Below are 21,793 nucleotides of genomic sequence, written 5' to 3' on the forward strand. Positions count from 1 at the left end.
ATGCGATAGAACATCAACTGATCAGGGTGCTGGTTTTTCAGGCGCCAGTACTGCTGCATCATCGGGGTGTGGGAGGACAGATCTGAGGTGTTTTTACTCATTGGGTCGTAGGCAAATTCGTTGAAAGTGATGGGGCAAAGGGCACGCTTGGCCCAGCATTTATTGCGATGGGCGCAAGGTTAACACGCGAGGTCAGAGGTTCGCAGGTCACAAACGGATAGGCAAAACGCAAAAAAGGGCGGTGCCTTTATTTAAATGAAAATAAAGGCACCGCCCTTTTGACGCTCAACCCTTACAGACGGTTGGCCGGCGAATCCAACACCTTCACCACATCATCAATCACTGCCTTCACCATCTCCTGCAAGTAATGCGAGGCCCAGGCGTAACGGTCGGTTTCCTTGGTCATCGCCGCCTCTTCTGCGAGTTGCTTGGCGACGTGGAGCAGGTCGGAGGCGTGGTGCAAGGCTTCGTGCAGGGAGACGCCACTGTTGACGCGGAACAGAGGTTGGTCGGAGTGGAAGGAGAAGGGGGTGACGCCGAGGGTGGTTAACGCAGACGGATTTGTAGCGGTCATTGGTAAAACTCCCGTATCAAGTGAGAGCTACCACGTTCGTTCTCAGGCGAATGGGTGGCAGCTGCGCGCAGGCTGAGAAACCGGAGATACAGGAACCCGGCAGACCCGAAGGTCTCCCACGCACAGCCGCCATTGCACGAAATGGTGGGCGAAAAAAAACGCCTGCAAATCGGGTTTCGGGGGCGCTTGGTGCGCCTGCATCTTGCCGGGTTCTCAGGCCCGATCGCTGAATTTGCAGCGACGGGGGGAGGTTAGCGTGATGGTGGGGTGGGTGCAAGAAAGGAAATGTGGGACTACGTTGCTGTTGAAAAAAAGATGGGAATTAATTTCGTTGAGAACAAATGCATCCCTATTTACCGTCTGATGACGATTCAGGATCAGGCCAACGAACTGTGAAGCAGGCGCCCGTCGCATGGGCAGTGCTCCAACCGACTCAGGCAGCGGGCTCGATGATGATCATTTAGGGTCAGCGGTTAAAAAGCGATGGCTGCTTTCGGCCCAGAGTGTGTAAAAACGCTTCGCCAAAATTGAAGTGTGCGCGTCTACGTTAAATCTGAAATTTATCGGCACGTCTGCAGATGTGGATTTCGCGTAGAAACGCGATTTTCAGTCCGGTTTTGAGCACCTGGCGCGCTCAAAAACGTTTTTACACAGCCTCGGCCGATAGCAGTCGCTCGCGGACTAGCGCTTTCGGCCAAAAGCTGTCATTTGCCGACGGTCGCTCGAAGAGGTTTCAGTTCAGCTCCTCGCTTTGGATATATCTCTCAAGCGTTTTTCCAAAGCAGCTCTCCATGTCGCCAATCTCTCGACGTCCTGTTCTAGTTCATCAGGTTCTGGCGTCGGGAGTCTTCCGACGGCCGTTGCCGCGTCATGCTCGAACTTGGAGCACTTGCTCATGCCGATATCGATCTCTCGGTAATCTTCATCGGTCACAACAACAGACTTGAGACGCTGTGTCGATACACCCTCGCCGAACCGCTGGACCGCTCCGTTCAACAGAACTTCTTCGATACACCGCTCCCAAGCGAGGCGCAGTCGACCATAGCATGCAGCGGTCAGGCGACGATGCTCGTCTTCGTCCCCATCCTTCTGTGCTCTACGAACCTCAACCAGCGCTTGGCGCAATCTGGCCAGGCGGTCCTTTGTACCCACCACGTCGAATGGCAGGTCCTGCGAGTGCACTCCATAGCCTTGCGCGGTTCGACGAATGTAGTTCTTAGTCAGAGCAGCCCCAAACTCCTCAACCTTCTGCTCCAGAATGCAGAGGAAGTAGATGTCATGGGTGAAGACGATTACTTGTCGAGTCAGCGACTCAATCGCTAAACGCTCCGCCACCTCCCAACGACGACGGTGATCTAACGATGAAACCGGGTCATCCAGCACAATTCCACCACGGCCCTTACCAAGCCTGATCTCCGCGAGGAAAGAGGCAATGGCAATAGCGCGCTGCTCTCCCTCGCTAAGAATGGCTGCCGGGGCGCGCCCTCCAGGTAGTTGCAAAATTAGCTTGAACTGGGTCTTGCCTCCAGGAGACTCAGGCTTCATCACGACTTGAAGCTGATGCACCTTAAGACGCTTGAGCTCTTCGTTCAGAGCGTCCGCAAGTTCTTGGCTGGCCGTAGTACGCGAAAGGTCGGTGGATTTTCTGGAAATAGCGCGTGCGTCTAAACCCTCAATGCATGCCTGAAGTTTGCTACATACCTCATGCTTAGCGATTGCCTCCAGCACAGCGTCCTTTACCTCGCCCAACCTTACTCGTGCATCAAGCTCTCGCTTCTCCGTCGCCATTTCAGCCCGGACTTTCTCATCGGCCGTTGCCTCTAGCGCAGCGGCTTGGCCCTGTAGGCCTACAATAATGTGCTTTAAGCCCGGTTGCGGATCGGCCTGCAACTTCAGGACATCCTCCCATTGGATCTCAGCCGCAGCGGCTTGCAGTATTAGTTTCTGACGGGAGTGCAGACACTCCTGCATTGATGAACATGCCGCTGCGAGCTCTGGATTAATTTCCATAAGCTCCTCAACCAAGGCATCGCGGAACATTACATCCAAGGCGGCGTTCTGAATTGCCCTGTAGGCAGTGGCGGCAGTTTCACGGGCGTCTTTCGCAGTCTTTTCGGCAGCATGCTTAATGAAGGCATCAAACTTAACTAGTCGCGAGGCGCCCTCTTCCCCAAGTCGGTTCTGGCAAAGGGGACATGTGGCGTCTTCTGAAATCGCCGGGAACTCATGATCTGGATGGCTAACCCCGGCGAAAATTCGAGCCGCCTCAAACAGGGCCTTCCACTCATCGCCACCTGTTCCAACAAGCTGACCCGGCGTCTGCTTGAATTCCGTAGCAGCCAGCTCCGCTGCGGCTTTGGCCGCTTTCGACTTCTTAATAAGCTCTCCAAGCTGATTGAGCTTTTCATCGTTGATCAACGTCATTGCAGCTGCGAATCGATCCTTCAACCCTGAGAAGCGCGTCGCCTTCTGGCGCAGCGTTTGGGCTTTTTGCTTCGGATCAGCTTCAGCTAGGGTTTGTGTCAGTAAGAGCAGCCGATCCTGCTCTGCCTGGCTGAGCGTCGCTAAAGCCTCGATATGCTTAGAATTGGTTTTGGTGGGGATACCCAGCAGCGTAGTGGCTACTGCGGTCTGCTCTTTCGCGAGTACGGGGCGTAAGCTGCGTCACTAGGAGCAGTCGCTGTCTTTTCTTGCGTGGCACGCAATTTGAGCTTGTTACACGCACCTACTAACCCCTCCAAGATATCCAGTCCGTATGGCGCGTAAGCGAAATCGCCATGGTTATCGATGTAAGCACGTGCGCAATGGGTATCGAAGATGGATATGTCCGAAAGCGGTTCAGGCGCCGCTATTCCATACTGCCAAGCAAGGTCAGTGGCCGTGCCGTCGATTACAACCTCGAACACCGCTTGGGCAACGCCGGCAATCTTGGGATCCAGGTTTGCGTTGGGCAGTATGGGCTCACGCCGATCTCTCGCACGGCACGCATGCTTGAATACTCTGGAGTATCCCGACTTCCCAGCGCCATTCTCTCCGTAAATAACCGTCAGACCTGCCACTGCAATCGGAACGCTGCCACCGTTCGCTAGGGCGTTAACATTCTGGAGATCCTTAATCGCTGCTAGCTGAACAACTCGGGTTGGATCGGCCGGCGGAGCTACCTGAGCATCCTCTAGCACCATCGCCTTCCGGTCGTCTGGATCAGCGATCCCCACTTCGGCCTTAGCCAACGCGTAAAGATCATCCAGGTCAACCACACTAAGCGTACGATCTTGATAGAGCCGAGCAATCGCATCTTGCTGCCAAGCAGGCAGCCCCTTAGACCATGCGTGAATTTCCTGAATGATCGTCACCCTGCCTCCTTCATGGCGTAGCACTACGCATATCGTTCAATATCCCAGAATGGCAATTTGCCATCGGCATGTCTAGATGGTAGTTAGAAAGGAGACAACTTGTCTGGCACCGAGTCAGTAGCAGCAGCCCCTCAAAGGCAGCTACTGGCCGATGTCTGCCTGTCGTCAAAGGCGGGCATTTACAACAAAATGCCCCCCCGTCTGGGGTTAGAATTCATGAACCTAGCTCTAGGTGTGCGACCCTATATTTCACCTGAGACCCGTCGATATAGAAAGGAGCCGCTCAAGCTATGAACAAGTTTAGCCGCGCCCAACCCACTCTGTTTACAAATGCCTGCTGACACGAAGGATCCTGTGCATGCTCCAATCCCTGCTCGACAAAATCTTCAGTCGTCCTCTGACTCAGGAAGGATTTGCCAAAAAATTTATCGAGTCAGCCCGCAAGGCTGGCTACAGCGAGGCCATGGACTTTCAGGCTAGCGAGTTTCGCATCCGTCATAACAATGGCTCGTACTTCAATCTTCATAACGCCTTTCACGACTATCAAAATGGAGACAAGACCCAGAAGGTCGCAATTCTGAATGGTTACGTATCGACTCTGTTGGTGCCTGGCCAGAGAACCGGGACAGTCTTTGAAAACGTGAAAGCGCAATTACGTCCGGTGATTCGAAATCTTGCCATGCTTGAGGAAGTTCGACTGGAGCACGCCAGAAATGGTGGCGACAAGCCGCACGAGGTCGTTTATCAGTCCTTGGGCCGCGACTGTGTGATTATGCTTGCCGTCGACTCTCCCGAGTCTACCGCCACCCTTACCAGCGGCCCTGAAGCGCAGTGGGGTGTCACAATGAATGAGGCAGTGGCGATCTCCATTGAGAACTTGCGCGATACTACTCACAAGGCGTTTGGTGAAATTATCCCTGGGCTTTACGCCGCGGAGTGGGCGGACGGATACGACAGCAGCAGAGTCTTGTTGCCAGATGTTCTACAGCGCGCACCCGTTAAAGGTCGACCGGTGTTCATGATCCCCAGTCGTGACGTCTTGATGGTCACGGGCGACAAGGACGAGCAAGGCATTCGTCAGATGGTCGAGCTTGGCTTCAAAGCGCTTGAGAGGGGCAGGGCAGTCTCCACCGACATTTATACATATGACGGGCGCGATATCGTCCCATTTCACACTGATGATGAAACGGTCAATAACCGTCTGGCCACGCTGGAACATTTGCTGCTCCAGGGTAGCTACAGTAATCAGAAAGCGTTGCTCGATAAGGTCAATCTGGAAACGAGCGTCGATGTGTTTGTTGCCTCGTACCTTCTCTACGAGCTGTCTGACCAGAACGGCAAAACCGTATCGATGAGCGCTTGGACAAAAGGTGTGCCGACCCTATTGCCCAAGAGTGATCGCATCGTGTTGGTTGAACCCGTTGAGGGTGGGGAACCTACAGTCAAAACCGTTCTATGGAGCGAGTTTGGATCCGAGCTTGGCGATCTGCTGACTACAGAAGCTGGCTATCCACCTCGCTATCGGACACTAGGATTTCCTTCGGCAGAGCAGCTTAATCGCCTGACTGCCTTGTGATCGCAGCTCAACTAATCTGGCGCACTGCGATGGAGGCATGAATGCCCGACACTTACAGCGCGCATGATCATGCGAACCGCAATCAGACCGAAATTCTCATCAGCAACGATTGCGCTTGCTTTGGTTGCTATGCGGTATTTCCTGCTTCTGATGTGAGACGATTTACTGAGACCACGGTATGGTGTTCAAAATGCGAGGCTTTCAGTACGGTCGTTGGCGATGCCTCCGGGCTGCCTTTGGATCGAGAGTTTCTGGAGGCAGTTCACGATCATTGGATCGGGCCTCAAGATTGGTTAGATGAGATGGCGGCGCAGACTCATACGATCGCAACTGCTGTTTACAGGCAGACAAGCACAACGATGGATGAGAAACGAGTTCGTCCTTGGTGGAAGTTTTGGCGATGACACTCCCAATTATCCAGCGAATGCAATCGATCAGATTCTTGGTGTCACTGACGGTGCCGCATTGTTGAGCAGGTTTAACGTCTTCCGGATAGCGCTCAATCTAGATGACCGCTTCTGGCCGAAAGCAGTCTGTCAGATGTTGAAAATGACAAATGCCTAGGAGCCACAAAAACCTTCTGCTAATGCATAATTTATGCAAATTAGCATTTGCCAACCCCCAAATCTCCCGCCATCATCCCCGTTATGCAAAAACGCAACGTATCTATCGTCTTAAGAGAACTGCTGGACCGCGACCGGATCTCCCCCACGGAGCTTCACCGGCGCACCGGCGTGCCTCAATCCACGCTCTCCCGGATCCTCAGCGGCAAGATCGTTGATCCGTCGGACAAGCACATTTCCCGCATCGCCGAGTACTTCCGCGTGAGCACCGACCAGCTGCGCGGGCGCGCGGCGGTGGGCGTGGCGCGCGATGACGCGCGCGACCCGATGCACTCGGAACTCAAGGACATAAGCCTGTGGGACGACGACACGCCCGTTAATGATGACGAGGTGTCGATCCCCTTTCTGCGCGAGGTTGAATTGGCTGCTGGATCAGGAAGATTCGTCATCGAGGAAAGCGAGAAGGCCAGCCTGCGGTTCGGCAAGCGCAGCCTTCGCCACAACGGTGTGCAGTTCGACCAGGCCAAGTGTGTGACGGTGCGCGGCAACAGTATGTTGCCGGTGCTGCGCGATGGCGCAACGGTGGGGGTGAATGCGGGCAAGAGTGGCATTGGCGACATCGTTGACGGCGACTTGTATGCCATCAATCACAATGGCCAGCTGCGCGTGAAACAGCTCTACCGCCTGCCTTCCGGGATTCGCCTACGCAGTTTCAACCGTGATGAGCACCCGGATGAGGACTACAGCTTCCAGGAGATCCAGGATGAGCAGATCAGCATCCTCGGTCATGTGTTCTGGTGGGGCATGTACGCCCGTTAACCTCCTTGCGTAAGACAAAGCCCGCCGATGTGCGGGCTTTTTTTCGCCTGTAGAAAATCCCCAAACCCTTTGCCCATAAGGCCGAAAATGCACCTGTGCATTTTTATGTTTAAAATAAATGCATTTGTGCATTGACTGTATATGCATACATGCATATTCTCCATCTCAAGCCAGCCAACAAGGCCTGGTGGAGGCGGCAAGGATGCTGCCAAGGAAGACAAGGAAGGCACGCAACATCGGCAAGGACGCCATCGAAGCGATGGCAGGGATGCCAGGCAATACCGGCAAGGATGCCGACGCTCTTTAGTTTCACGGCTTTACAAGAACAGGCAGCGATGAACCGGCCTTAATGGTTCAGAGGGTTGGCAACTGACCCGGGTGTGCAGCGTAAAGCACCAGAAGCAGTTATCCGGCAGACAGGGATCGTGGTCGGAAAAACATCGAGGATAGAACCGTACCGCGCCAGTAGCGCCGAAGGTTTGAGGAAATCATTACTGAAAAGCCTGGGCGACCGGGCTTTTTGGAATGCCTACCTATCAATGGATTTACCCAATACACCGGCCTTTCGCCGGCAAGGCTCAGCCAGGAGGCGTGACATGACAAACGAGCAGCAAGTGTTAGCGGAAATGCCTATCTGGCTGGTGATCCTACTGGCCCTGATCGGCGGGGTGTCCGGCGAGATGTGGCGCGCCGACAAGGAGGGCGCCCGTGGTTGGTCGCTGGTTCGGCGCCTGGCCTTGCGGTCCGGGGCGTGCATGGTGTGCGGGGTGTCGGCGTTGATGCTGTGTTACGCCGCCGGCATGTCGATCTGGACGGCCGGCGCCATTGGTTGCTTGACCGCCATGGCCGGCGCGGACGTTGCCATTGGCCTTTATGAACGTTGGGCGGCCAAGCGCATTGGCGTGAATGAGGCGCCGCCATCCCGCCCGGATCAGCAGTAATCGCTGCAAGGATGCAACCCCATGACACGTATCGAAAAACCTTCCCAGCTTCCCGTGGCCATTGCGCAGGCACTGAAGATTGCCTTCCCGCAATTGCGTGTGGGCAATCACCAGGATTTTCAGAACGCCGGGGATAAAACCGGCGTGCTGATTACCGTTGAACGCAACGGCCCCGGCATTCGCTCCCTTGAAGGCCGAAAGGCTCACGCGTTGTCGGTTTCACTCAAGGCCGTGGTCGCCAGCGGCTCCGCACCTTTTGATGCCTGCGACCTGGCCAGCCAATTGATGGACCTGGCCTTGGATAACCGTTGGGGGCTGCCGGCTGAGCAGTGTGACTTGCCCACCGCCATCGTCGCGGCGCCATTGATTCAAACCAGTGCCGAAACGGACTACGACACATGGACCGTTTCCTTCATCCAAAACCTCTATCTCGGCCCGCCACTGCTCGAAGATCCTACAGGTACGCCGCTGTTTGCCTGCACCTGGGAGGTCTCGAACATCAACGACCCCGACCAATACCGGCCACTGCAGGAGTAGTCCATGTTCGATGCGCTGTTACGTATGCAACTGGGGCCGATTGTCGAGCGCCTGGCGGAAATGGAAGCCCAGCTCGAAGACCTTTACCGGCGCGCTGAAAGTTTCTGTCGGATCGGCACTTGCCAGGCGGTCGACGCCGCCAGCAATACCTGCAAGGTCAGCCACGGCGAGCTGCTCACACCGGCCATCCGCTTTTTCAACCCCAGCGCCGGTGCGCAGACCGAAACGCGCATTCCGTCTGTGGGCGAACAATGCCTGTTGCTCAATTACGGCGGCGGGGAAGGGGGCGGGCAGTCTGTCGCCTTGTTCGGCCTCAACAGCAGTCAGTTTCCGCCAGTTTCCAGCGTTGCCACCTTGACCCGGCGGCGCCATCAGGACGGCACCCAAAGCGACTACGACGACGCCAGCCACACCTTCAACTGGGTCAATGGGCCCACCACGCTCAGCGGCTCCCGCGAACAGGTCGACATCAAGCTCGGCGCCGCCAGCCTGACGATCAGCCCCCAGAGCATCACCCTGCAAATCGGCGGCACCGGCCTGTTGCTGGATGCTGGCGGCGCGCACTTCAGCGGCCCGGTGGTGGACCACCAAGGACGCGTCATCAGCCCCCGATAAGGACATCCCATGATCGGCATCGATCGAAATACCGGGGCAGCCGTCGATGACTGGCTGCAATTTGTGCAGCGCGCCACCCGAGCGCTGACCACCCCCGTGGGCACTCGCCAGAAACGCCCGTTGTACGGCTCACTCATCCCTCAATTGCTTGGCCAGAACCTCGGCGACGACGTACTGATCCTTGCCCAAAGCCACGCTGCTCAAGCGTTCTACAACGCTCAGAACGGCATCAGCGACTTCCAGCCCCAGGTCATCGTTGCCACCCGCCAAGGCGCCGGCTTGTTGCTGCGTTTTGCCGGCACCTGGAAAAACCGCCAACAAACCTTCGAGGTCGTGACATGAGCATGCTGATCCCCGGCCAGAACCAACTGGCGGAACCGGCCATCATCGCGGTGGATGAGTTCGAGCCGTTGCTGGCCGAGTTCAAGGCGTTTGTCGTTGACTACGTGGCTACACGAGCGCCGCAAAACGCGGCCAAACTCAAGGTCAGCCTCGACAACGAAAGTGAACTGCTGACCCTGGCCCTGGAAGCATTTTGCGTGCGTTTGCAAACCCACGAGCGCAAGTACAACGCCCGCATCAAACAGATGCTGGCGTGGTGGGCCACGGGCAGCAACCTGGATGCACGCCTGGCCGACATGGGCCTGGAACGCCAGGTGCTCGACCCCGGCGACCCGGCGGCTTTCCCGCCCGTGCCGCCGACGCTGGAAAGCGACGACGACGCTCGCCTGCGTTATTACCTGGCGCCACATGCCCCGGCGGCGGGCTCGCGAATGCAGTATCGGCGTGAGGTGTTTACCCTCGGCGAGCGGCCGTCGGTGAAGGTGCAGAGCGCAACGCCGGGCGTGGTGACGGTCAGCTATACCTTTGACCCGGACGGCTATGCGGCGCAGGTCAAAGACGGCAACGGCCGCCGCACTGCGCCCGGCGAAGTGATGGTCACCGTGCTTTCCCGTGAGGGTGATGGCACGCCGTCCGCCGATTTGCTTGACGGTGTTCGCCGACATTTCGCACGGCCGGACGTACGACCGGAGACTGATCTGGTCAGCGTCCAGGGCGCACAGATCAAGCCCTACAAAATTCGCGTAGTCGCGAAGATCAATGCCGGGCCGGATTCCGGCCTGACGCAAGTCGCCGCGCAGAAACTGCTGCAAGACTACGCCGAGTCTTGCCATCGGCTTGAGGGGCGCGTGGACCCGAGCTGGATCGACTATGCCATTCACAGTGCCGGTGCTGCGCAACTGCAAATTCTTGAGCCGCTGGAGCCGATTATCAGCACCGCGTTCCAGGCCCCGTATTGCACAGGCGTCGACGTGGAGGTGCGCACGCTATGAGTGAGCCTAAAGCGAGTTTGTTGCCGGCCAACAGTTCACCGCTGGAGAGGGCCTTGGACCTGGGCTTTGGGCAATTGCTTGATCGGGTCATGCCGCCGTTTCCTGCGTTGATGAATCCGCTGCAAACCCCTACCGAGTTTCTTCCTTACCTGGCTGCCGACCGTGGTGTCAGCGAGTGGGATGCGGTTGCCAGCGAAGCGGAAAAGCGCCTCACGGTGGCGTTGTCCTGGCAGATCCAGCGCCAGGCGGGTACGCCCAAGGCATTGAGCTATGCAGTGGAGTCATTGGGGTTCACCCCCAACATCAGCGCCTGGTATCAGCAGCGACCGTTGGGGTTGCCTTACACCTTTGACGTGCAGGCCATCATTGGGCGCAGTTGGTCCAGTGGTGACCATAACCGGCTGATCCGCCGTATCAATGCGGCCAAGAGCGAGCGGGACCAGGCAACGATTACTGTCGTTCACGAAACCGAAGGCCTGCTTGCACTCACGCAAGCCCTTCATGCCCCGTTAAGCGACGGTGAGCTGTATCTGGATGGCGCGCTACCGGAGTTGGCATTCGGTGCTCGACTCAACAGTGTCGGGGTTGCCCGGCACTACACCATTAACGACTACGACCTCAGGGCGCAGCCATGACAGATGACATTACGCGCCTGGTGCGCTTCACCTCCAAGGGTTTGGATGAAGTGCTGCAGGCAAAGAACCAGGGTTTGAAAGGCGAAATCACCCACGTCGGCGCCGGCACTGGCCGCTACACCCCAGACGGCACAGAAGTGGCCTTGCGTGATGAGCGCCAACGGGTCGCCATCGTGGATTACGAGGACTTGGGCGAACGCCAACTCAGGATGGCCGCGCTGTTTGATGGCGAGGCTGAGTATGAAATTGGCGAGTTCGGTTTTTACCTCGCCAGTGGGACGTTGCTGGCGCTGTATTCCGTGGCGGGGAAGTTGCTGACGTATAAAGCGGCGGCGGCTCGGGTGCTGCAGAAGTTTACGTTGGATATTTCGCCGTTGCCGGCGGACAGCGTGACGGTAGTAGTGGGGTCTGACAACCTCAATGTTTTGCTGACGGAAGAACTGGCTGCGCTCTCGGCTGCCAGCATCGACAACATGTCCAGAGGCGTCGCGGTGTTGTTCCGGGTCATGGCGTTGGAAGCCAAGGCCGGTTAGCGACTTTTGATTAGATACACACCTGACTTGACTGAAGAGCTTCAGGGAACCGTTCAATGCATTACAAGGAGTTCACACATTGAGTACTGAACAGCAATTGGCGGCCGTGGTCAGCGCATCGAATGCGCTGGCGAACGTCGTGACCGGGAAGATTGGCGAAATTGATAAGGCATTAGCGGACGCATGGGCTAAATATGACGAACAGCTATCGAGTTTGAATAGCCGTCTGCCCCGTCTGGCAATCACGAAAAACTTCAGCATGGAGCCAGACGCCACCGGCAAATTGATTGATAACTGGTATGTGCATACCGAAGTTACCGCCACCAACGTGCGCACGATTACATCGTCGGCTGCCACCTATGGGCGTCCTGATGCGGACGTTGAGTTCATGCGGCAGATACAGACAGATGTACGCGAACAGTTTCCTGAGTTTGATATCAACGCAGCGGGTTTTTGGCGAAACCCGATCAATGTTTGGCAAATGAAATGGTCCGAAAACAGTTCCTTGCCTTGGTTGGCGTTTCCCTGCGCTATCGATAACGGTCGTCAGAGCGGAAGTACGGCTGTGCCTTTAAACGCACACATGACGATGGGCGCATTTGTTCGGGTCACCGAAGGCGCCATTGACCATGCATGGGCCACTGGGGCCGTGAAGGGCAAGTGGCGCTGGTGTTCTACGCAAGTCACGCCAGACAGTTACTTTGCCAACTACATGAATGCGCACCCAGTCCGCAGCTCTGCAAGCGGGGTGGTTGAGGTCATGCTTGCCGGTGCCTGTACCGGTGTTGTCACGCGTCCCGCCGACTGGGGAACCCTGTTGGGCTTGGGTTAAGGAGAATATTGATGAAACCTGAATTTGTACTACCTGAACTTCATCCGTTGATTAAGTGGAAGCTGATCCGTGGGGCGCGTGATGCCGACCTGATCGCCAGCGACTATGCGGCCATGCCTGATTACCCGATGACGGACACGGATCGCCCAGCGTTCGTCGCTTACCGTAAAGGGTTGCGTGATATCCCGGATCAGGGGGCTGATCCTGACGCAGTTGTCTGGCCGAACAAGCCAACCTTCCTGAAATAACCCACCGCGAAAGCGGTTTTTTTTCGCCTCCCCAAAGCCCCTCCGCAGGGGCTTTGGCGTTTTTCACCCGGAGCATTCCACTCATGTTCAACCGCCAAACCTACACCGTCCTCATCCCTTTCCCCACCGGCGCCGGCCATTGGTCCACTGCCGGCCAGGAACTGCAACTGCTGGACGTCGAAGCATCCGCCCTGCGCACCGCCGGCCGTCTGGAACTGACCAGCGTCCTTAACTCCACCCCCAAGAAGGCTGACTAACCATGGCTGAGGTTCTGAACTTCGAGCACAACGGCATCACCGTGAATGCCACTGAATCCCCCGAGGCCATGGGTGGCCTTGGCGACAACGTCATCGGCCTGGTCGGCACGGCGCCGAATGCCCATGCGTCGATCCCTAAAAACGCGCCGTTTCGCATCAACAGCTTCACCACCCAGGCGCTGCTGGACCCCACCGGCGCCGAGACTGGCACGCTGTTCCACGCCGTCTACCAGATCCTCAAAGTGGTCAAGGTGCCGGTCTATGTGGTGATCGTGGAGGAGGGCATCACCCCGGCCGACACGCTCAACAATGTGATCGGCGGCAACGAGCCGGTCACCGGCCGCAAGTTGGGCCTGGCAGCCTTGAGCAGCGTGCCGGAAGACCTGACCATCATCGGTGCGCCGGGCTTTACCGGCACCAAGGCTGTGGCCGGTGAGTTCGCTTCCTTCGGCAAGCGCATCAAGGCCCGTGTGGTGCTGGATGGCAAGGACGCTTCGGTGGCCGACCAAGTGACCTACAGCGGCGAACTGGGCGGCGCCGACCTCGGTTTCGACCGTTGCCTGCTGGTGCACAACATGCCGTCGGTGTACTCCAAGGCCGCGAAGAAAAACGTGTTCCTGTCGCCGTCGTCCCTGGCCATCGCGGCCTTGGCCAAGGTCAAGCAGTGGGAAAGCCCGGGCAACCAGGTGACGTTCGCCGAGGACGTTTCCCGCGTGGTCGAGTACAACATCCTCGACACCTCCACCGAAGGCGACCTGCTCAACCGCTATGGCGTGAGCTACTACGCGCGCACCATCCTTGGTGGCTTTTCGTTGCTGGGTAACCGCTCCATCACCGGCAAGTTCATCAGCTACGTCGGCCTGGAAGATGCGATCAGCCGCAAGCTGGTCAAGGCCGGCCAGAAAGCCATGGCCAAGAACCTCACCAAGTCCTTCATGGACCAGGAGGTCAAGCGCATCAACGACTGGCTGCAAACCCTGGTCGCCGACGAAACCATCCCCGGCGGCAGCGTGTACCTGCACCCGGAATTGAACAGTGTCGAGAAGTACAAGAACGGCACCTGGTACATCGTCATCGACTACGGCCGTTACGCGCCGAACGAACACATGATTTATCAACTCAACGCCCGCGATGAAATCATCGAGCAGTTCCTGGAGGACGTTCTCTAATGTTTACCAACCGTGTAAGACAGGCCCTTGCGGCCACCCTTCAAGGCCTGCCGTTGTCGGCGACTGTGGAAGAGTTCACCCCGCCGACGATTGATTTCGAGATGGAACCCATGGCCGGCGGCCGCTTCATCGCCGAAGAAATGGCCAAGAGCGGCAAGGTGCTCAACGCGATCCTGATGCTGCAGGGTGCCGGGCCGGAAATCATGCTGGCGCTGGGCGTACGGTTGGGTGAAGACATCCTGCTCAATGTGCGCGAAGCCGGCCAGGACCAGGATGGCAAGACCTATTTCACCTACCACACGGTCGGCGGCAAGCTGAAAACCCTGACCGAGGCCAAGTTGAAGATGGGCGACAAGGCCACGACCACACTGACCCTTTCCTGCCGCACGTACAGCCGTCTGGAAAACGGCATTCCGGTGATCGACATCGACGTGCGTACCCAGAAGTTCGTGCTCAACGGCGTCGACATTCTGGGCGACGCCCGCCGCGCGGTACTGATGCCTTAAGGCCGAAGCGGGCACGGTCAATGTGGGAGCTGGCTTGCCTGCGATGGCAGCACCTCGGTGCACCAGACATACCGAGTCGCCTGCATCGCGGGCAAGCCCGGCTCCCACATTGACTGCGCTTAACCTCAACAATGTTTACCAAGGAATTGCCCCATGGCCTGGATGCCACCGCTGCATGGTTTGCTGTCTCCGATCACCGCCGACACCGGCGCAACGATCGAGCAGATTCACCTCAAACCGCTGTACTACGCCGCGCAAAAAGACGCGCTGGCCCGGGCCGGTGATGACGAGGACGACCAGTTTTTTGAACTGGCGAAACTCGCCACCGGCCTGTCGGAAAAAGAGCTGGACCAACTCAAGCGCCCGGACTACGTGAGCATCGCGCAATACGTACACGAGATGTCGACACGTCCTGCAGCGTTCTTCCTCGGCGAACGCGATGAGCCGTCGCAGCATGAACACGTGCAACTGCTGCTGCCCCTCGACGCCGCCGGCCGCAACCTGACCGCGCTGAGCCTGGAAATGCCAGCCCTGCGCGCCACCAAGGCGATGAAAAAACTCGCCACCAATAAAGAGCGCGCCGAGTTCATCACGGCTCACTGCACTGGCCTGATGATTCCTGACCTGGCCGGCCTGACCGTCCCCGACTGGACGGCCCTGCAGGAGCGCATCGACGATTTTTTAAATCAACCGGCGGACTTCTTTCGGAGCGCGACATCGAAGTGATCCTCGATGTGGTGCCACTGATTTACTCGGTCAATGAGGCGGAAATCCTCGACTGGGACGCCGGGAAAGCAATGCGCCGCTACGACATCGCGATCACTCGCCTTGGCGTCAAACAGGAGTAAGCGGGATGCAGGACACGTATTCGCTCGCCTATGCCATGGCCAAGGATGGCCAGGGCATTTTTGGCCACGCAAACGGCGCCACAGGTGCCGAGATCGTCAACCCCGGCCCTTTGGCACCCAAACGCCTTGAAGAGGCCACGCCGCTACCTTCGATGAGTCTGGCGCTCGCTAACGCGGGCTTGGAACTCAGTGGCCTCTCGTTGTCCCTGGGGTTGCTGCGCACTGGCGTGGACGCGCTGGAAGCGTCCTTGTCGCGACTCAGCGCGTTGGGCATTCAACTGCCCTTGTCGCGGCTCAATGCGCTGGATATTCAACCGCCCTTGTCGCGGCTCAATACGGTGGACATTCAGTCATCCAGAACCGAGCAGAAGACATCCACTGAAGTGACGTCGAGCACATCGCAAGATCTGCGCCTGAGCCGTGAAGCCCTGACGCTGCGGGACGTGCAGAGTCTCGATCCGGTGGCGGCCTTTCAGCGATCCAATACCAGCCTTTCGTTTGATGCGAAAGCCACTTCGGAAAAAACGATAACGGAGCGGCGGGAAACATCCAAAAACAGCGAAGAGCGGCTTGCCAAGACGCTTGAGCCCGTGCCGGTATTGGGGGAAGCCACATGGCTGCAAGCCAAGACTCATGTGCTGGACGCTACCAACGAATGGGCCAGCAATTCACCCGCTGCCGCCGAGACCCTCAAGACAACGGGCGCGGTGGTTTCGCCGATGGTTTCCGAACTCTTGTCGGGCTTGGGCGAGACGATCAAAGACCGGGTGACGGGCAACCTGATTGATGTGACGCTGGGCAAGCTGCCTGGGGTTGGCAAGTTGTTCAAGGACGGTGGTTACGACAAAGAAAAGGGCAAGGGCAAAGATGGCTGCTGCCCTGGCGAGTCGCTGAGCAGCCCCGCGCGCCCCGGCATTATCTTGCCGCCGGACTATGACCGTACGCGTGGGGAACGTACGCGTGGGCAAACCACTTCCGGTAAAACGCGGGGTAATGGCTCGAATAAAAAATCAGGCAGGCTCGGTCATTGGCTGCGTGATGCGTCCGACAAAGTGGGCAAGACACTATTGCCCGGCTCACACGTCGGCTTCCAGGCAAGCGCGCCGCATCCAGGTGCTTTTTCCGGGGCGGCTGCCTCCGGTAGTCGTCAAGGACCTGCCCGCGGTGCAGGCAACCGTCTCGGCTTGATCGGGGCATTCGAACGCGGCGTGACCGAGATGCCCAGCCATGTTGCGGGTAAACCACGTACGCCGTTTCAACCCCAACCGTCTGCGCTGCAAACCGCGCCCACTGCGAGCCTGCCACACGGCCCGACGTCGCGCCTGACCAGCCCCCTGACCCGGCTGGAATCGTCCGCCGTCCGCCGCCTTGGCCCGCTGAGGTATGTCGACACCGCCATGGATGTGATTCAGGGCGTGCGCAATGGCGATGCAAAAGCGGTCGGTGCCGGCTTGAGTTCGGCCGGTGGCGCCTGGGCGGGGGCTTCCGCGGGCGCTGCCATCGGCACCCTGATTTTCCCCGGCGTCGGTACCGCTGTCGGCGGCGCCATTGGTGGCTTGCTCGGCAGCGAGGCGGGCAGTTGGCTCGGCGGCAAATTGTTCGGCGCAACCGATCGCCTGCCTGCGCCGGAGGCGGTCAGCCAGGAGCTCAACAGCGCGCGCACCGACAGCGTTCAGCTCACCCTGGCGCCGAGTATCCAGATCACCGGCGTAAACCCGGCCGATGCCCAGCAGGTCGTCAACCAAGTGATGCAGGCGCTGCAATTCCAATGCATGCCGATGGTCACTGACGCCCTCGGTATCCGGCGCAATGCGGCATTGGCCGACCATGGAGGTGATTGATGCGACAACAAATGGTGCTGGGCGACTTTATTTTTGGCCTGTCCCAGGGCTTCGCCTATTCCACCTTGACCCGCAGCACCGACGGTGGCTGGAGCGACATGGCGATTGTTGCCAGCAAGCCCTTGTCCCGGCAGAGCGGGCAAACACTGGAAAAACTCACGTTTGGCGGTACGGCCATGTACGCGGTGGGCATGGCGCGCCTGGATGATTTGCGTGCGTTGCAAAATGCGCGTGCGCCGTTGCCTCTGGTCGATGGCGTTGGGCGTAACTGGGGCCTGTGGCGGATCAATTCGGTGGTCGAAAACCAGAGCAACGTGATCGACGATGGCACCGCCATGGTCATGACCTGGACCCTGGTATTGGAGGAATTTATCAATGCGTAGGGTACGAAGTATTGCCGGTGATTCGGTCAACCTGCTGCTCTATCGCGAGTTGGGCCGATGCGATGACGCCGCCGAAGAGACCCTCTGGCGCTCGAACCCCGGGCTTGCCGAATACGGCCCGGTGCTCCCGGCGGGCGTGTGGGTGATCGTGCCGGAAATGGCAACGCGGCCGAGTGCCGTGCAACCTGTTTTGGCATGGGATTAAGGAGGTTGCATGGCACAGGGATTTACGCCGGTTGTAGAGTTTTACGGGGCCAATGCGGCGCTGCTCAATGAACGCCTGATGCGCTGGAGCCACACCGACGCCTCGGGTATCGAGAGTGACCGGCTGGAGTTGATCCTCAATATCGAGGGGCTCGAAGGCCTGCCAAGCTTCAATGGCAAGATTGGTTTGCGCGTCGGTTATCGGGAGACGGGGTTGGTGGAGAAGGGCGAGTTTGTCGTCACCCAGCGCACCCCCGTGCTGTTTCCCATGTGCTTGATGATTGTGGCCACCGCTGCGCCCTTCAGCATGGTCGACGCCAGCGGTTACCGCCAGCGTCGCTCCGCCAGTTACGGACCGACTACCTTGGGCGCGTTGTTTCGCCAATTGGTCAGCCGCCACGGTTTTTCACCGCGCGTGGCGGCTGCGCTCGAAGGCATTTCGATCCCTCATATCGACCAGTCCAACGAAAGCGACATGGCGTTTATCACGCGGCTGGCCGGGCGCTACAGCGCGGTCACCAAACCCTTCCAGGAGCTGTATGTGCTGGCCGAAGCCGGGCAACTCAATTCCATTTCCCTCAAGCAGCTGCCGGAAGTGAAATTGTCGGTGACCCAAGACAATCGTCCCGGTGAGTACGCCTTCATTACCGCGAAGCTCGACGAAAAGACACGCGCCAAATATGAGGGCTGCCGCGTCACCTGGTGGGATGCAGCCGGGGGCAAGAGGCATGTGGTGCAAGTCGGGAATGCGCCGTTCAAAACCTTGCGCCAACCTTGCCAGAACGAAGCCGAAGCACGCAGCGTCGCCGAAGCTGAATTGCGCCGTGTGGGGCGCGAAGACTTGCAGTTGCAGATTGATTGCCCCGGCAACCCGTTGCTGGCGGCCGAAGGGTTGCTGCGGCTGGATGAAACCTGGCCCTCGTATATGCGAGGGCAATGGTCGATGACGAAGGTGGTCCATGTGGGCGACCCGGTGACGGGGTATCGCAGCTCGATCACGGCGGGAGGGTTGTCGACCTGAACAGATTAATAATGCCCAAGAGGTGTTCATCTGCCCTGATCGCGTGCTATCGCACCGTTGGTTCGCGAAGCTCGCAGGTCCGGCGCCACATCATCTGAAGGAGCCTGTTCCATGTTAATGACACAACTGCAGGCAATCATGCCCAACGCAGGTGCCCGTGCAGGCGCTTTCCAGGCGGCTCTCAATGCTGCAATGGCGCGCTATCAGATCACCAGCGCCAAACGTATCGCCGCGTTCATTGCGCAAATCGCTCACGAGTCCGGCGAACTGCGCTATGTACGCGAACTGGGCAGCGACCAATACCTCAGCAAATACGACACCGGCGTGCTTGCCGCGCGCCTGGGCAATACACCCGAGGCGGATGGCGACGGCCAGAAGTACCGGGGCAGGGGGTTGATCCAGATCACCGGGCGGCGCAACTACCTGGCCTGCAGCCAGGCGTTGTTCGGTGATGATCGCCTGATGCGCCAACCCGAGCTGCTGGAACAGCCGCAATGGGCGTGTGAGTCCGCCGCGTGGTTCTGGCAAAGTAATGGCTTGAATGAATTGGCCGACAAGGACCAGTTCACCACCCTCACCCGGCGTATCAATGGCGGGCTCAATGGGCTGGAAGACCGCTTGCAATACTGGGCACGGGCCAAAGCGGTGTTGTGCGCTATTTAAGCGTGGCAGGTGCAGGCTATCGGGCATTAGCATCTTGATTCAACCTGTCGCTTGCACGTGCGATTTGCTCCTGTAGGGTAGGCAAATCCCCGCCCATTCCTGGAGACGACCGTGAAGGAAATCACTCAACTGGCTGCTGAACTGGGTCGCCGTCTGCAAGTGCTCAACGCCCATGTCACCACTGCCGAATCCTGCACCGGCGGCGGTATCGCTGAAGCCATCACGCGGATTCCGGGCAGTTCGGCCTGGTTCGAGGCGGGGTATGTCACATATTCCAATCGACAAAAGACCCGGCAGTTGGGCGTACCAGAGGCGTTATTCCCCAAGGTCGGCGCCGTCAGCCAGGAAGTGGTCGAGGCGATGGTGCGCGGCGCGCAGGAAAAAAGCCTGTCGCGCTTTGCCGTGGCGGTCAGCGGTGTCGCAGGGCCCGACGGCGGTTCCCCGGACAAACCGGTAGGTACCGTGTGGCTGGCCTTTGGTGTGGGCGAAGAGGTCACGGCTGAGCTGGCGCACTTCCCCGGCAACCGTGACGAGGTCCGCCGACAAACGGTAAAGGCCGCGTTAGAGGGCTTGTTGCGACGAGCTGCAGCAGAAATCGAAAATCAGGGGTAGGCGATCCCGGATGTTTGTGGAACAATACTGTCTACTTATACAGGTGTTGGCCGTCAGGCCTTATTGATTACGTGAGGACTTTAATGGACGACAACAAGAAGAAAGCCTTGGCTGCGGCCCTGGGTCAGATCGAACGTCAATTCGGCAAGGGTGCCGTAATGCGTATGGGCGATCACGACCGTCAGGCGATCCCGGCTATTTCCACTGGCTCTCTGGGTCTGGACATCGCGCTCGGCATTGGCGGCCTGCCAAAAGGCCGTATCGTTGAAATCTACGGTCCTGAATCTTCCGGTAAAACCACCCTGACCTTGTCGGTGATTGCCCAGGCGCAAAAAATGGGCGCCACCTGTGCGTTCGTCGACGCCGAGCACGCCCTGGACCCTGAATACGCTGGCAAGCTGGGCGTCAACGTTGACGACCTGCTGGTTTCGCAGCCGGACACCGGTGAGCAAGCCCTGGAAATCACCGACATGCTGGTGCGTTCCAACGCCATCGACGTGATCGTGGTCGACTCCGTGGCAGCCCTGGTACCAAAGGCTGAAATCGAAGGCGAAATGGGTGACATGCACGTGGGCCTGCAAGCCCGTCTGATGTCCCAGGCGCTGCGTAAAATCACCGGTAACATCAAGAACGCCAACTGCCTGGTGATCTTCATCAACCAGATCCGCATGAAGATCGGCGTGATGTTCGGCAGCCCGGAAACCACCACCGGTGGTAACGCGCTGAAGTTCTACGCTTCGGTCCGTCTGGACATCCGCCGTACTGGCGCGGTGAAGGAAGGCGACGAGGTTGTCGGTAGCGAAACCCGCGTTAAAGTCGTGAAGAACAAAGTGGCCCCGCCATTCCGTCAGGCTGAGTTCCAGATTCTCTACGGCAAGGGTATCTACCTGAACGGCGAGATGATCGACCTGGGCGTGCTGCACGGTTTCGTCGAGAAGTCCGGTGCCTGGTATGCCTACAACGGCAGCAAGATCGGCCAGGGCAAGGCCAACTCGGCCAAGTTCCTCGCGGACAACCCGGATATCGCTGCCACGCTTGAGAAGCAGATCCGCGACAAGCTGCTGACCCCAGCACCGGACGTCAAAGCGACTGCTAACCGCGAGCCGGTTGAAGAAGTCGAAGAAGCCGATACTGACATCTGAAATAAACGATGACAGTTGTACTCGATACACTCGTCGCCGTACGGCGCACTGCGATGGACCTGCTCGCTCGTCGCGAGCATGGTCGAGTCGAGCTGACGCGAAAACTGCGTCAGCGCGGCGCAGAGCCCGAAATGATCGATACAGCCCTCGACCGGTTAACGGAAGAGGGGCTGCTTTCGGAAGCCCGTTACCTCGAAAGCTTTGTCTCCTACCGAGCCCGTTCCGGCTATGGCCCTACACGTATTCGTGAAGAGCTGAGCCAGCGCGGCCTGCAACGTGCTGATATCGACCTCGCCCTGCGTGAATGCGGTATCAGTTGGCAGTCGCAGTTGGAAGACACCTGGCGTCGCAAGTTTGCTGGTCATCTTCCGATTGATGCCCGGGAGCGTGCGAAGCAAGGTCGCTTCTTGAGTTATCGCGGGTTCTCGATGGAAATGATCAGCCGTCTGTTGAGCGGTCGCGATCTGGACGACTGAGTCGTGTCTCGACGCGGCTGAAATAGCGAGCGTGCTATGTGGTGAACCCGCTTATTTATGGGGTGAGCAGGCTTATGTAGTGAGCGGGCTTGCCCCGCGCTGGGCTGCGGA

The 21,793-nt window shown here is 58.3% G+C and carries 29 protein-coding genes; 25 read left to right on the plus strand and 4 right to left on the minus strand.

Annotation, left to right across the window (positions count from 1 at the left end):
• The 4 genes from WBB95_RS27840 to WBB95_RS27855 all read right to left on the minus strand — a co-directional run.
• A partial coding sequence (locus tag WBB95_RS27840; protein ID WP_424490528.1) for a hypothetical protein occupies positions 1-101 on the minus strand: 101 nt, incomplete at its 3' end.
• Positions 102-292: 191 nt separating this feature from the next.
• Complete coding sequence (locus WBB95_RS27845) at positions 293-574, minus strand: DUF3077 domain-containing protein (RefSeq protein ID WP_424490496.1); 282 nt, start codon at positions 572-574, stop codon at positions 293-295.
• Between the two features lie 738 nt (positions 575-1,312).
• Positions 1,313-2,998, minus strand: coding sequence for an AAA family ATPase (locus tag WBB95_RS27850; RefSeq protein WP_424490497.1), 1,686 nt, complete (start codon positions 2,996-2,998; stop codon positions 1,313-1,315).
• A gap of 197 nt (positions 2,999-3,195) precedes the next feature.
• Positions 3,196-3,927: a hypothetical protein gene (locus tag WBB95_RS27855; protein WP_424490498.1), complete on the minus strand. Its 732-nt coding sequence runs from the start codon at positions 3,925-3,927 to the stop codon at positions 3,196-3,198.
• A gap of 358 nt (positions 3,928-4,285) precedes the next feature.
• On the opposite strand from WBB95_RS27855, the gene WBB95_RS27860 reads away from it, so the two are divergent.
• The 25 genes from WBB95_RS27860 (at position 4,286) to recX (ending at position 21,682) form a co-directional block, all read left to right on the plus strand.
• Positions 4,286-5,503: a DUF1444 family protein gene (locus WBB95_RS27860; RefSeq protein ID WP_424490499.1), complete on the plus strand. Its 1,218-nt coding sequence runs from the start codon at positions 4,286-4,288 to the stop codon at positions 5,501-5,503.
• A gap of 41 nt (positions 5,504-5,544) precedes the next feature.
• The gene (locus tag WBB95_RS27865) at positions 5,545-5,907 is read left to right on the plus strand and encodes a hypothetical protein (RefSeq protein WP_424490500.1); all 363 of its coding nucleotides are present in this window, start codon (positions 5,545-5,547) and stop codon (positions 5,905-5,907) included.
• A 243-nt stretch (positions 5,908-6,150) separates the two neighbouring features.
• Positions 6,151-6,885: a LexA family transcriptional regulator gene (locus WBB95_RS27870; protein ID WP_424490501.1), complete on the plus strand. Its 735-nt coding sequence runs from the start codon at positions 6,151-6,153 to the stop codon at positions 6,883-6,885.
• A gap of 596 nt (positions 6,886-7,481) precedes the next feature.
• A complete protein-coding gene (locus tag WBB95_RS27875) occupies positions 7,482-7,826 on the plus strand; it encodes a phage holin family protein (protein WP_424490502.1) in 345 nt (114 codons plus the stop codon).
• Between the two features lie 21 nt (positions 7,827-7,847).
• The gene (locus WBB95_RS27880) at positions 7,848-8,363 is read left to right on the plus strand and encodes a hypothetical protein (RefSeq protein ID WP_424490503.1); all 516 of its coding nucleotides are present in this window, start codon (positions 7,848-7,850) and stop codon (positions 8,361-8,363) included.
• 3 nt (positions 8,364-8,366) lie between these two features.
• Positions 8,367-8,978: a phage baseplate assembly protein V gene (locus tag WBB95_RS27885; RefSeq protein WP_424490504.1), complete on the plus strand. Its 612-nt coding sequence runs from the start codon at positions 8,367-8,369 to the stop codon at positions 8,976-8,978.
• Positions 8,979-8,987: 9 nt separating this feature from the next.
• A complete protein-coding gene (locus tag WBB95_RS27890; protein ID WP_424490505.1) occupies positions 8,988-9,320 on the plus strand; it encodes a phage baseplate protein in 333 nt (110 codons plus the stop codon).
• Positions 9,317-10,312 carry a baseplate J/gp47 family protein gene (locus tag WBB95_RS27895; protein WP_424490506.1) on the plus strand — a complete coding sequence of 332 codons (996 nt, stop codon included), beginning with the start codon at positions 9,317-9,319 and terminating at the stop codon, positions 10,310-10,312. The genes WBB95_RS27890 and WBB95_RS27895 overlap by 4 nt, the downstream gene beginning before the upstream one ends.
• A complete protein-coding gene (locus WBB95_RS27900; RefSeq protein WP_424490507.1) occupies positions 10,309-10,947 on the plus strand; it encodes a phage tail protein I in 639 nt (212 codons plus the stop codon). The genes WBB95_RS27895 and WBB95_RS27900 overlap by 4 nt, the downstream gene beginning before the upstream one ends.
• A complete protein-coding gene (locus WBB95_RS27905) occupies positions 10,944-11,480 on the plus strand; it encodes a hypothetical protein (protein ID WP_424490508.1) in 537 nt (178 codons plus the stop codon). Before WBB95_RS27900 ends, WBB95_RS27905 begins: the two co-directional genes overlap by 4 nt.
• 79 nt (positions 11,481-11,559) lie before the next feature.
• Complete coding sequence (locus tag WBB95_RS27910; RefSeq protein ID WP_424490509.1) at positions 11,560-12,312, plus strand: hypothetical protein; 753 nt, start codon at positions 11,560-11,562, stop codon at positions 12,310-12,312.
• An 11-nt stretch (positions 12,313-12,323) separates the two neighbouring features.
• Positions 12,324-12,560, plus strand: coding sequence for a tail fiber assembly protein (locus WBB95_RS27915; RefSeq protein WP_424490510.1), 237 nt, complete (start codon positions 12,324-12,326; stop codon positions 12,558-12,560).
• 83 nt (positions 12,561-12,643) lie between these two features.
• The gene (locus tag WBB95_RS27920) at positions 12,644-12,817 is read left to right on the plus strand and encodes a hypothetical protein (RefSeq protein ID WP_424490511.1); all 174 of its coding nucleotides are present in this window, start codon (positions 12,644-12,646) and stop codon (positions 12,815-12,817) included.
• 2 nt (positions 12,818-12,819) lie between these two features.
• Positions 12,820-13,986 (plus strand): phage tail protein, encoded by a 1,167-nt coding sequence (locus WBB95_RS27925; RefSeq protein ID WP_424490512.1) that lies wholly within the window; start codon positions 12,820-12,822, stop codon positions 13,984-13,986.
• The gene (locus WBB95_RS27930; protein WP_424490513.1) at positions 13,986-14,492 is read left to right on the plus strand and encodes a phage major tail tube protein; all 507 of its coding nucleotides are present in this window, start codon (positions 13,986-13,988) and stop codon (positions 14,490-14,492) included. The genes WBB95_RS27925 and WBB95_RS27930 overlap by 1 nt, the downstream gene beginning before the upstream one ends.
• A gap of 153 nt (positions 14,493-14,645) precedes the next feature.
• Positions 14,646-15,218, plus strand: coding sequence for a phage tail assembly protein (locus WBB95_RS27935; RefSeq protein WP_424490514.1), 573 nt, complete (start codon positions 14,646-14,648; stop codon positions 15,216-15,218).
• A complete protein-coding gene (locus WBB95_RS27940) occupies positions 15,215-15,340 on the plus strand; it encodes a hypothetical protein (protein ID WP_283099438.1) in 126 nt (41 codons plus the stop codon). The genes WBB95_RS27935 and WBB95_RS27940 overlap by 4 nt, the downstream gene beginning before the upstream one ends.
• Before the next feature lie 5 nt (positions 15,341-15,345).
• The gene (locus WBB95_RS27945) at positions 15,346-17,181 is read left to right on the plus strand and encodes a phage tail tape measure protein (RefSeq protein WP_424490515.1); all 1,836 of its coding nucleotides are present in this window, start codon (positions 15,346-15,348) and stop codon (positions 17,179-17,181) included.
• On the plus strand, positions 17,181-17,564 hold the full coding sequence (locus WBB95_RS27950) for a phage tail protein (RefSeq protein ID WP_424490516.1): 384 nt from the start codon (positions 17,181-17,183) through the stop codon (positions 17,562-17,564). Before WBB95_RS27945 ends, WBB95_RS27950 begins: the two co-directional genes overlap by 1 nt.
• On the plus strand, positions 17,557-17,769 hold the full coding sequence (locus WBB95_RS27955) for a tail protein X (RefSeq protein WP_424490517.1): 213 nt from the start codon (positions 17,557-17,559) through the stop codon (positions 17,767-17,769). Before WBB95_RS27950 ends, WBB95_RS27955 begins: the two co-directional genes overlap by 8 nt.
• Positions 17,770-17,778: 9 nt before the next feature.
• Positions 17,779-18,789 (plus strand): phage late control D family protein, encoded by a 1,011-nt coding sequence (locus tag WBB95_RS27960; RefSeq protein WP_424490518.1) that lies wholly within the window; start codon positions 17,779-17,781, stop codon positions 18,787-18,789.
• A gap of 111 nt (positions 18,790-18,900) precedes the next feature.
• Positions 18,901-19,452 carry a glycoside hydrolase family 19 protein gene (locus WBB95_RS27965; protein ID WP_424490519.1) on the plus strand — a complete coding sequence of 184 codons (552 nt, stop codon included), beginning with the start codon at positions 18,901-18,903 and terminating at the stop codon, positions 19,450-19,452.
• 111 nt (positions 19,453-19,563) lie between these two features.
• Positions 19,564-20,064, plus strand: coding sequence for a CinA family protein (locus WBB95_RS27970; RefSeq protein ID WP_424490520.1), 501 nt, complete (start codon positions 19,564-19,566; stop codon positions 20,062-20,064).
• A gap of 83 nt (positions 20,065-20,147) precedes the next feature.
• The gene (gene recA / locus WBB95_RS27975) at positions 20,148-21,206 is read left to right on the plus strand and encodes a recombinase RecA (RefSeq protein WP_003172169.1); all 1,059 of its coding nucleotides are present in this window, start codon (positions 20,148-20,150) and stop codon (positions 21,204-21,206) included.
• An 8-nt stretch (positions 21,207-21,214) separates the two neighbouring features.
• Positions 21,215-21,682, plus strand: coding sequence for a recombination regulator RecX (gene recX, locus WBB95_RS27980; RefSeq protein WP_424490521.1), 468 nt, complete (start codon positions 21,215-21,217; stop codon positions 21,680-21,682).
• Positions 21,683-21,793: the final 111 nt, after the last annotated feature.

Origin of the sequence: Pseudomonas sp. (genome assembly GCF_049645325.1) — a bacterium.
In the GTDB taxonomy this organism is placed as follows: domain Bacteria; phylum Pseudomonadota; class Gammaproteobacteria; order Pseudomonadales; family Pseudomonadaceae; genus Aquipseudomonas.

What these genes read in the sequence shown, in the direction of transcription:
- recX (WP_424490521.1), top strand. Translation starts at nt 21,215, where the DNA reads ATGACAGTTGTACTCGATACACTCGTCGCCGTACGGCGCACTGCGATG.
- WBB95_RS27945 (WP_424490515.1), top strand. Translation starts at nt 15,346, where the DNA reads ATGCAGGACACGTATTCGCTCGCCTATGCCATGGCCAAGGATGGCCAG.
- recA (WP_003172169.1), top strand. Translation starts at nt 20,148, where the DNA reads ATGGACGACAACAAGAAGAAAGCCTTGGCTGCGGCCCTGGGTCAGATC.
- WBB95_RS27845 (WP_424490496.1), bottom strand. Translation starts at nt 574, where the DNA reads ATGACCGCTACAAATCCGTCTGCGTTAACCACCCTCGGCGTCACCCCC.
- WBB95_RS27965 (WP_424490519.1), top strand. Translation starts at nt 18,901, where the DNA reads ATGTTAATGACACAACTGCAGGCAATCATGCCCAACGCAGGTGCCCGT.
- WBB95_RS27890 (WP_424490505.1), top strand. Translation starts at nt 8,988, where the DNA reads ATGATCGGCATCGATCGAAATACCGGGGCAGCCGTCGATGACTGGCTG.
- WBB95_RS27955 (WP_424490517.1), top strand. Translation starts at nt 17,557, where the DNA reads ATGCGTAGGGTACGAAGTATTGCCGGTGATTCGGTCAACCTGCTGCTC.
- WBB95_RS27885 (WP_424490504.1), top strand. Translation starts at nt 8,367, where the DNA reads ATGTTCGATGCGCTGTTACGTATGCAACTGGGGCCGATTGTCGAGCGC.
- WBB95_RS27960 (WP_424490518.1), top strand. Translation starts at nt 17,779, where the DNA reads ATGGCACAGGGATTTACGCCGGTTGTAGAGTTTTACGGGGCCAATGCG.
- WBB95_RS27925 (WP_424490512.1), top strand. Translation starts at nt 12,820, where the DNA reads ATGGCTGAGGTTCTGAACTTCGAGCACAACGGCATCACCGTGAATGCC.
- WBB95_RS27900 (WP_424490507.1), top strand. Translation starts at nt 10,309, where the DNA reads ATGAGTGAGCCTAAAGCGAGTTTGTTGCCGGCCAACAGTTCACCGCTG.
- WBB95_RS27875 (WP_424490502.1), top strand. Translation starts at nt 7,482, where the DNA reads ATGACAAACGAGCAGCAAGTGTTAGCGGAAATGCCTATCTGGCTGGTG.
- WBB95_RS27895 (WP_424490506.1), top strand. Translation starts at nt 9,317, where the DNA reads ATGAGCATGCTGATCCCCGGCCAGAACCAACTGGCGGAACCGGCCATC.
- WBB95_RS27850 (WP_424490497.1), bottom strand. Translation starts at nt 2,998, where the DNA reads ATGACGTTGATCAACGATGAAAAGCTCAATCAGCTTGGAGAGCTTATT.
- WBB95_RS27935 (WP_424490514.1), top strand. Translation starts at nt 14,646, where the DNA reads ATGGCCTGGATGCCACCGCTGCATGGTTTGCTGTCTCCGATCACCGCC.
- WBB95_RS27880 (WP_424490503.1), top strand. Translation starts at nt 7,848, where the DNA reads ATGACACGTATCGAAAAACCTTCCCAGCTTCCCGTGGCCATTGCGCAG.
- WBB95_RS27950 (WP_424490516.1), top strand. Translation starts at nt 17,181, where the DNA reads ATGCGACAACAAATGGTGCTGGGCGACTTTATTTTTGGCCTGTCCCAG.
- WBB95_RS27915 (WP_424490510.1), top strand. Translation starts at nt 12,324, where the DNA reads ATGAAACCTGAATTTGTACTACCTGAACTTCATCCGTTGATTAAGTGG.
- WBB95_RS27865 (WP_424490500.1), top strand. Translation starts at nt 5,545, where the DNA reads ATGCCCGACACTTACAGCGCGCATGATCATGCGAACCGCAATCAGACC.
- WBB95_RS27920 (WP_424490511.1), top strand. Translation starts at nt 12,644, where the DNA reads ATGTTCAACCGCCAAACCTACACCGTCCTCATCCCTTTCCCCACCGGC.
- WBB95_RS27905 (WP_424490508.1), top strand. Translation starts at nt 10,944, where the DNA reads ATGACAGATGACATTACGCGCCTGGTGCGCTTCACCTCCAAGGGTTTG.
- WBB95_RS27870 (WP_424490501.1), top strand. Translation starts at nt 6,151, where the DNA reads ATGCAAAAACGCAACGTATCTATCGTCTTAAGAGAACTGCTGGACCGC.
- WBB95_RS27930 (WP_424490513.1), top strand. Translation starts at nt 13,986, where the DNA reads ATGTTTACCAACCGTGTAAGACAGGCCCTTGCGGCCACCCTTCAAGGC.
- WBB95_RS27860 (WP_424490499.1), top strand. Translation starts at nt 4,286, where the DNA reads ATGCTCCAATCCCTGCTCGACAAAATCTTCAGTCGTCCTCTGACTCAG.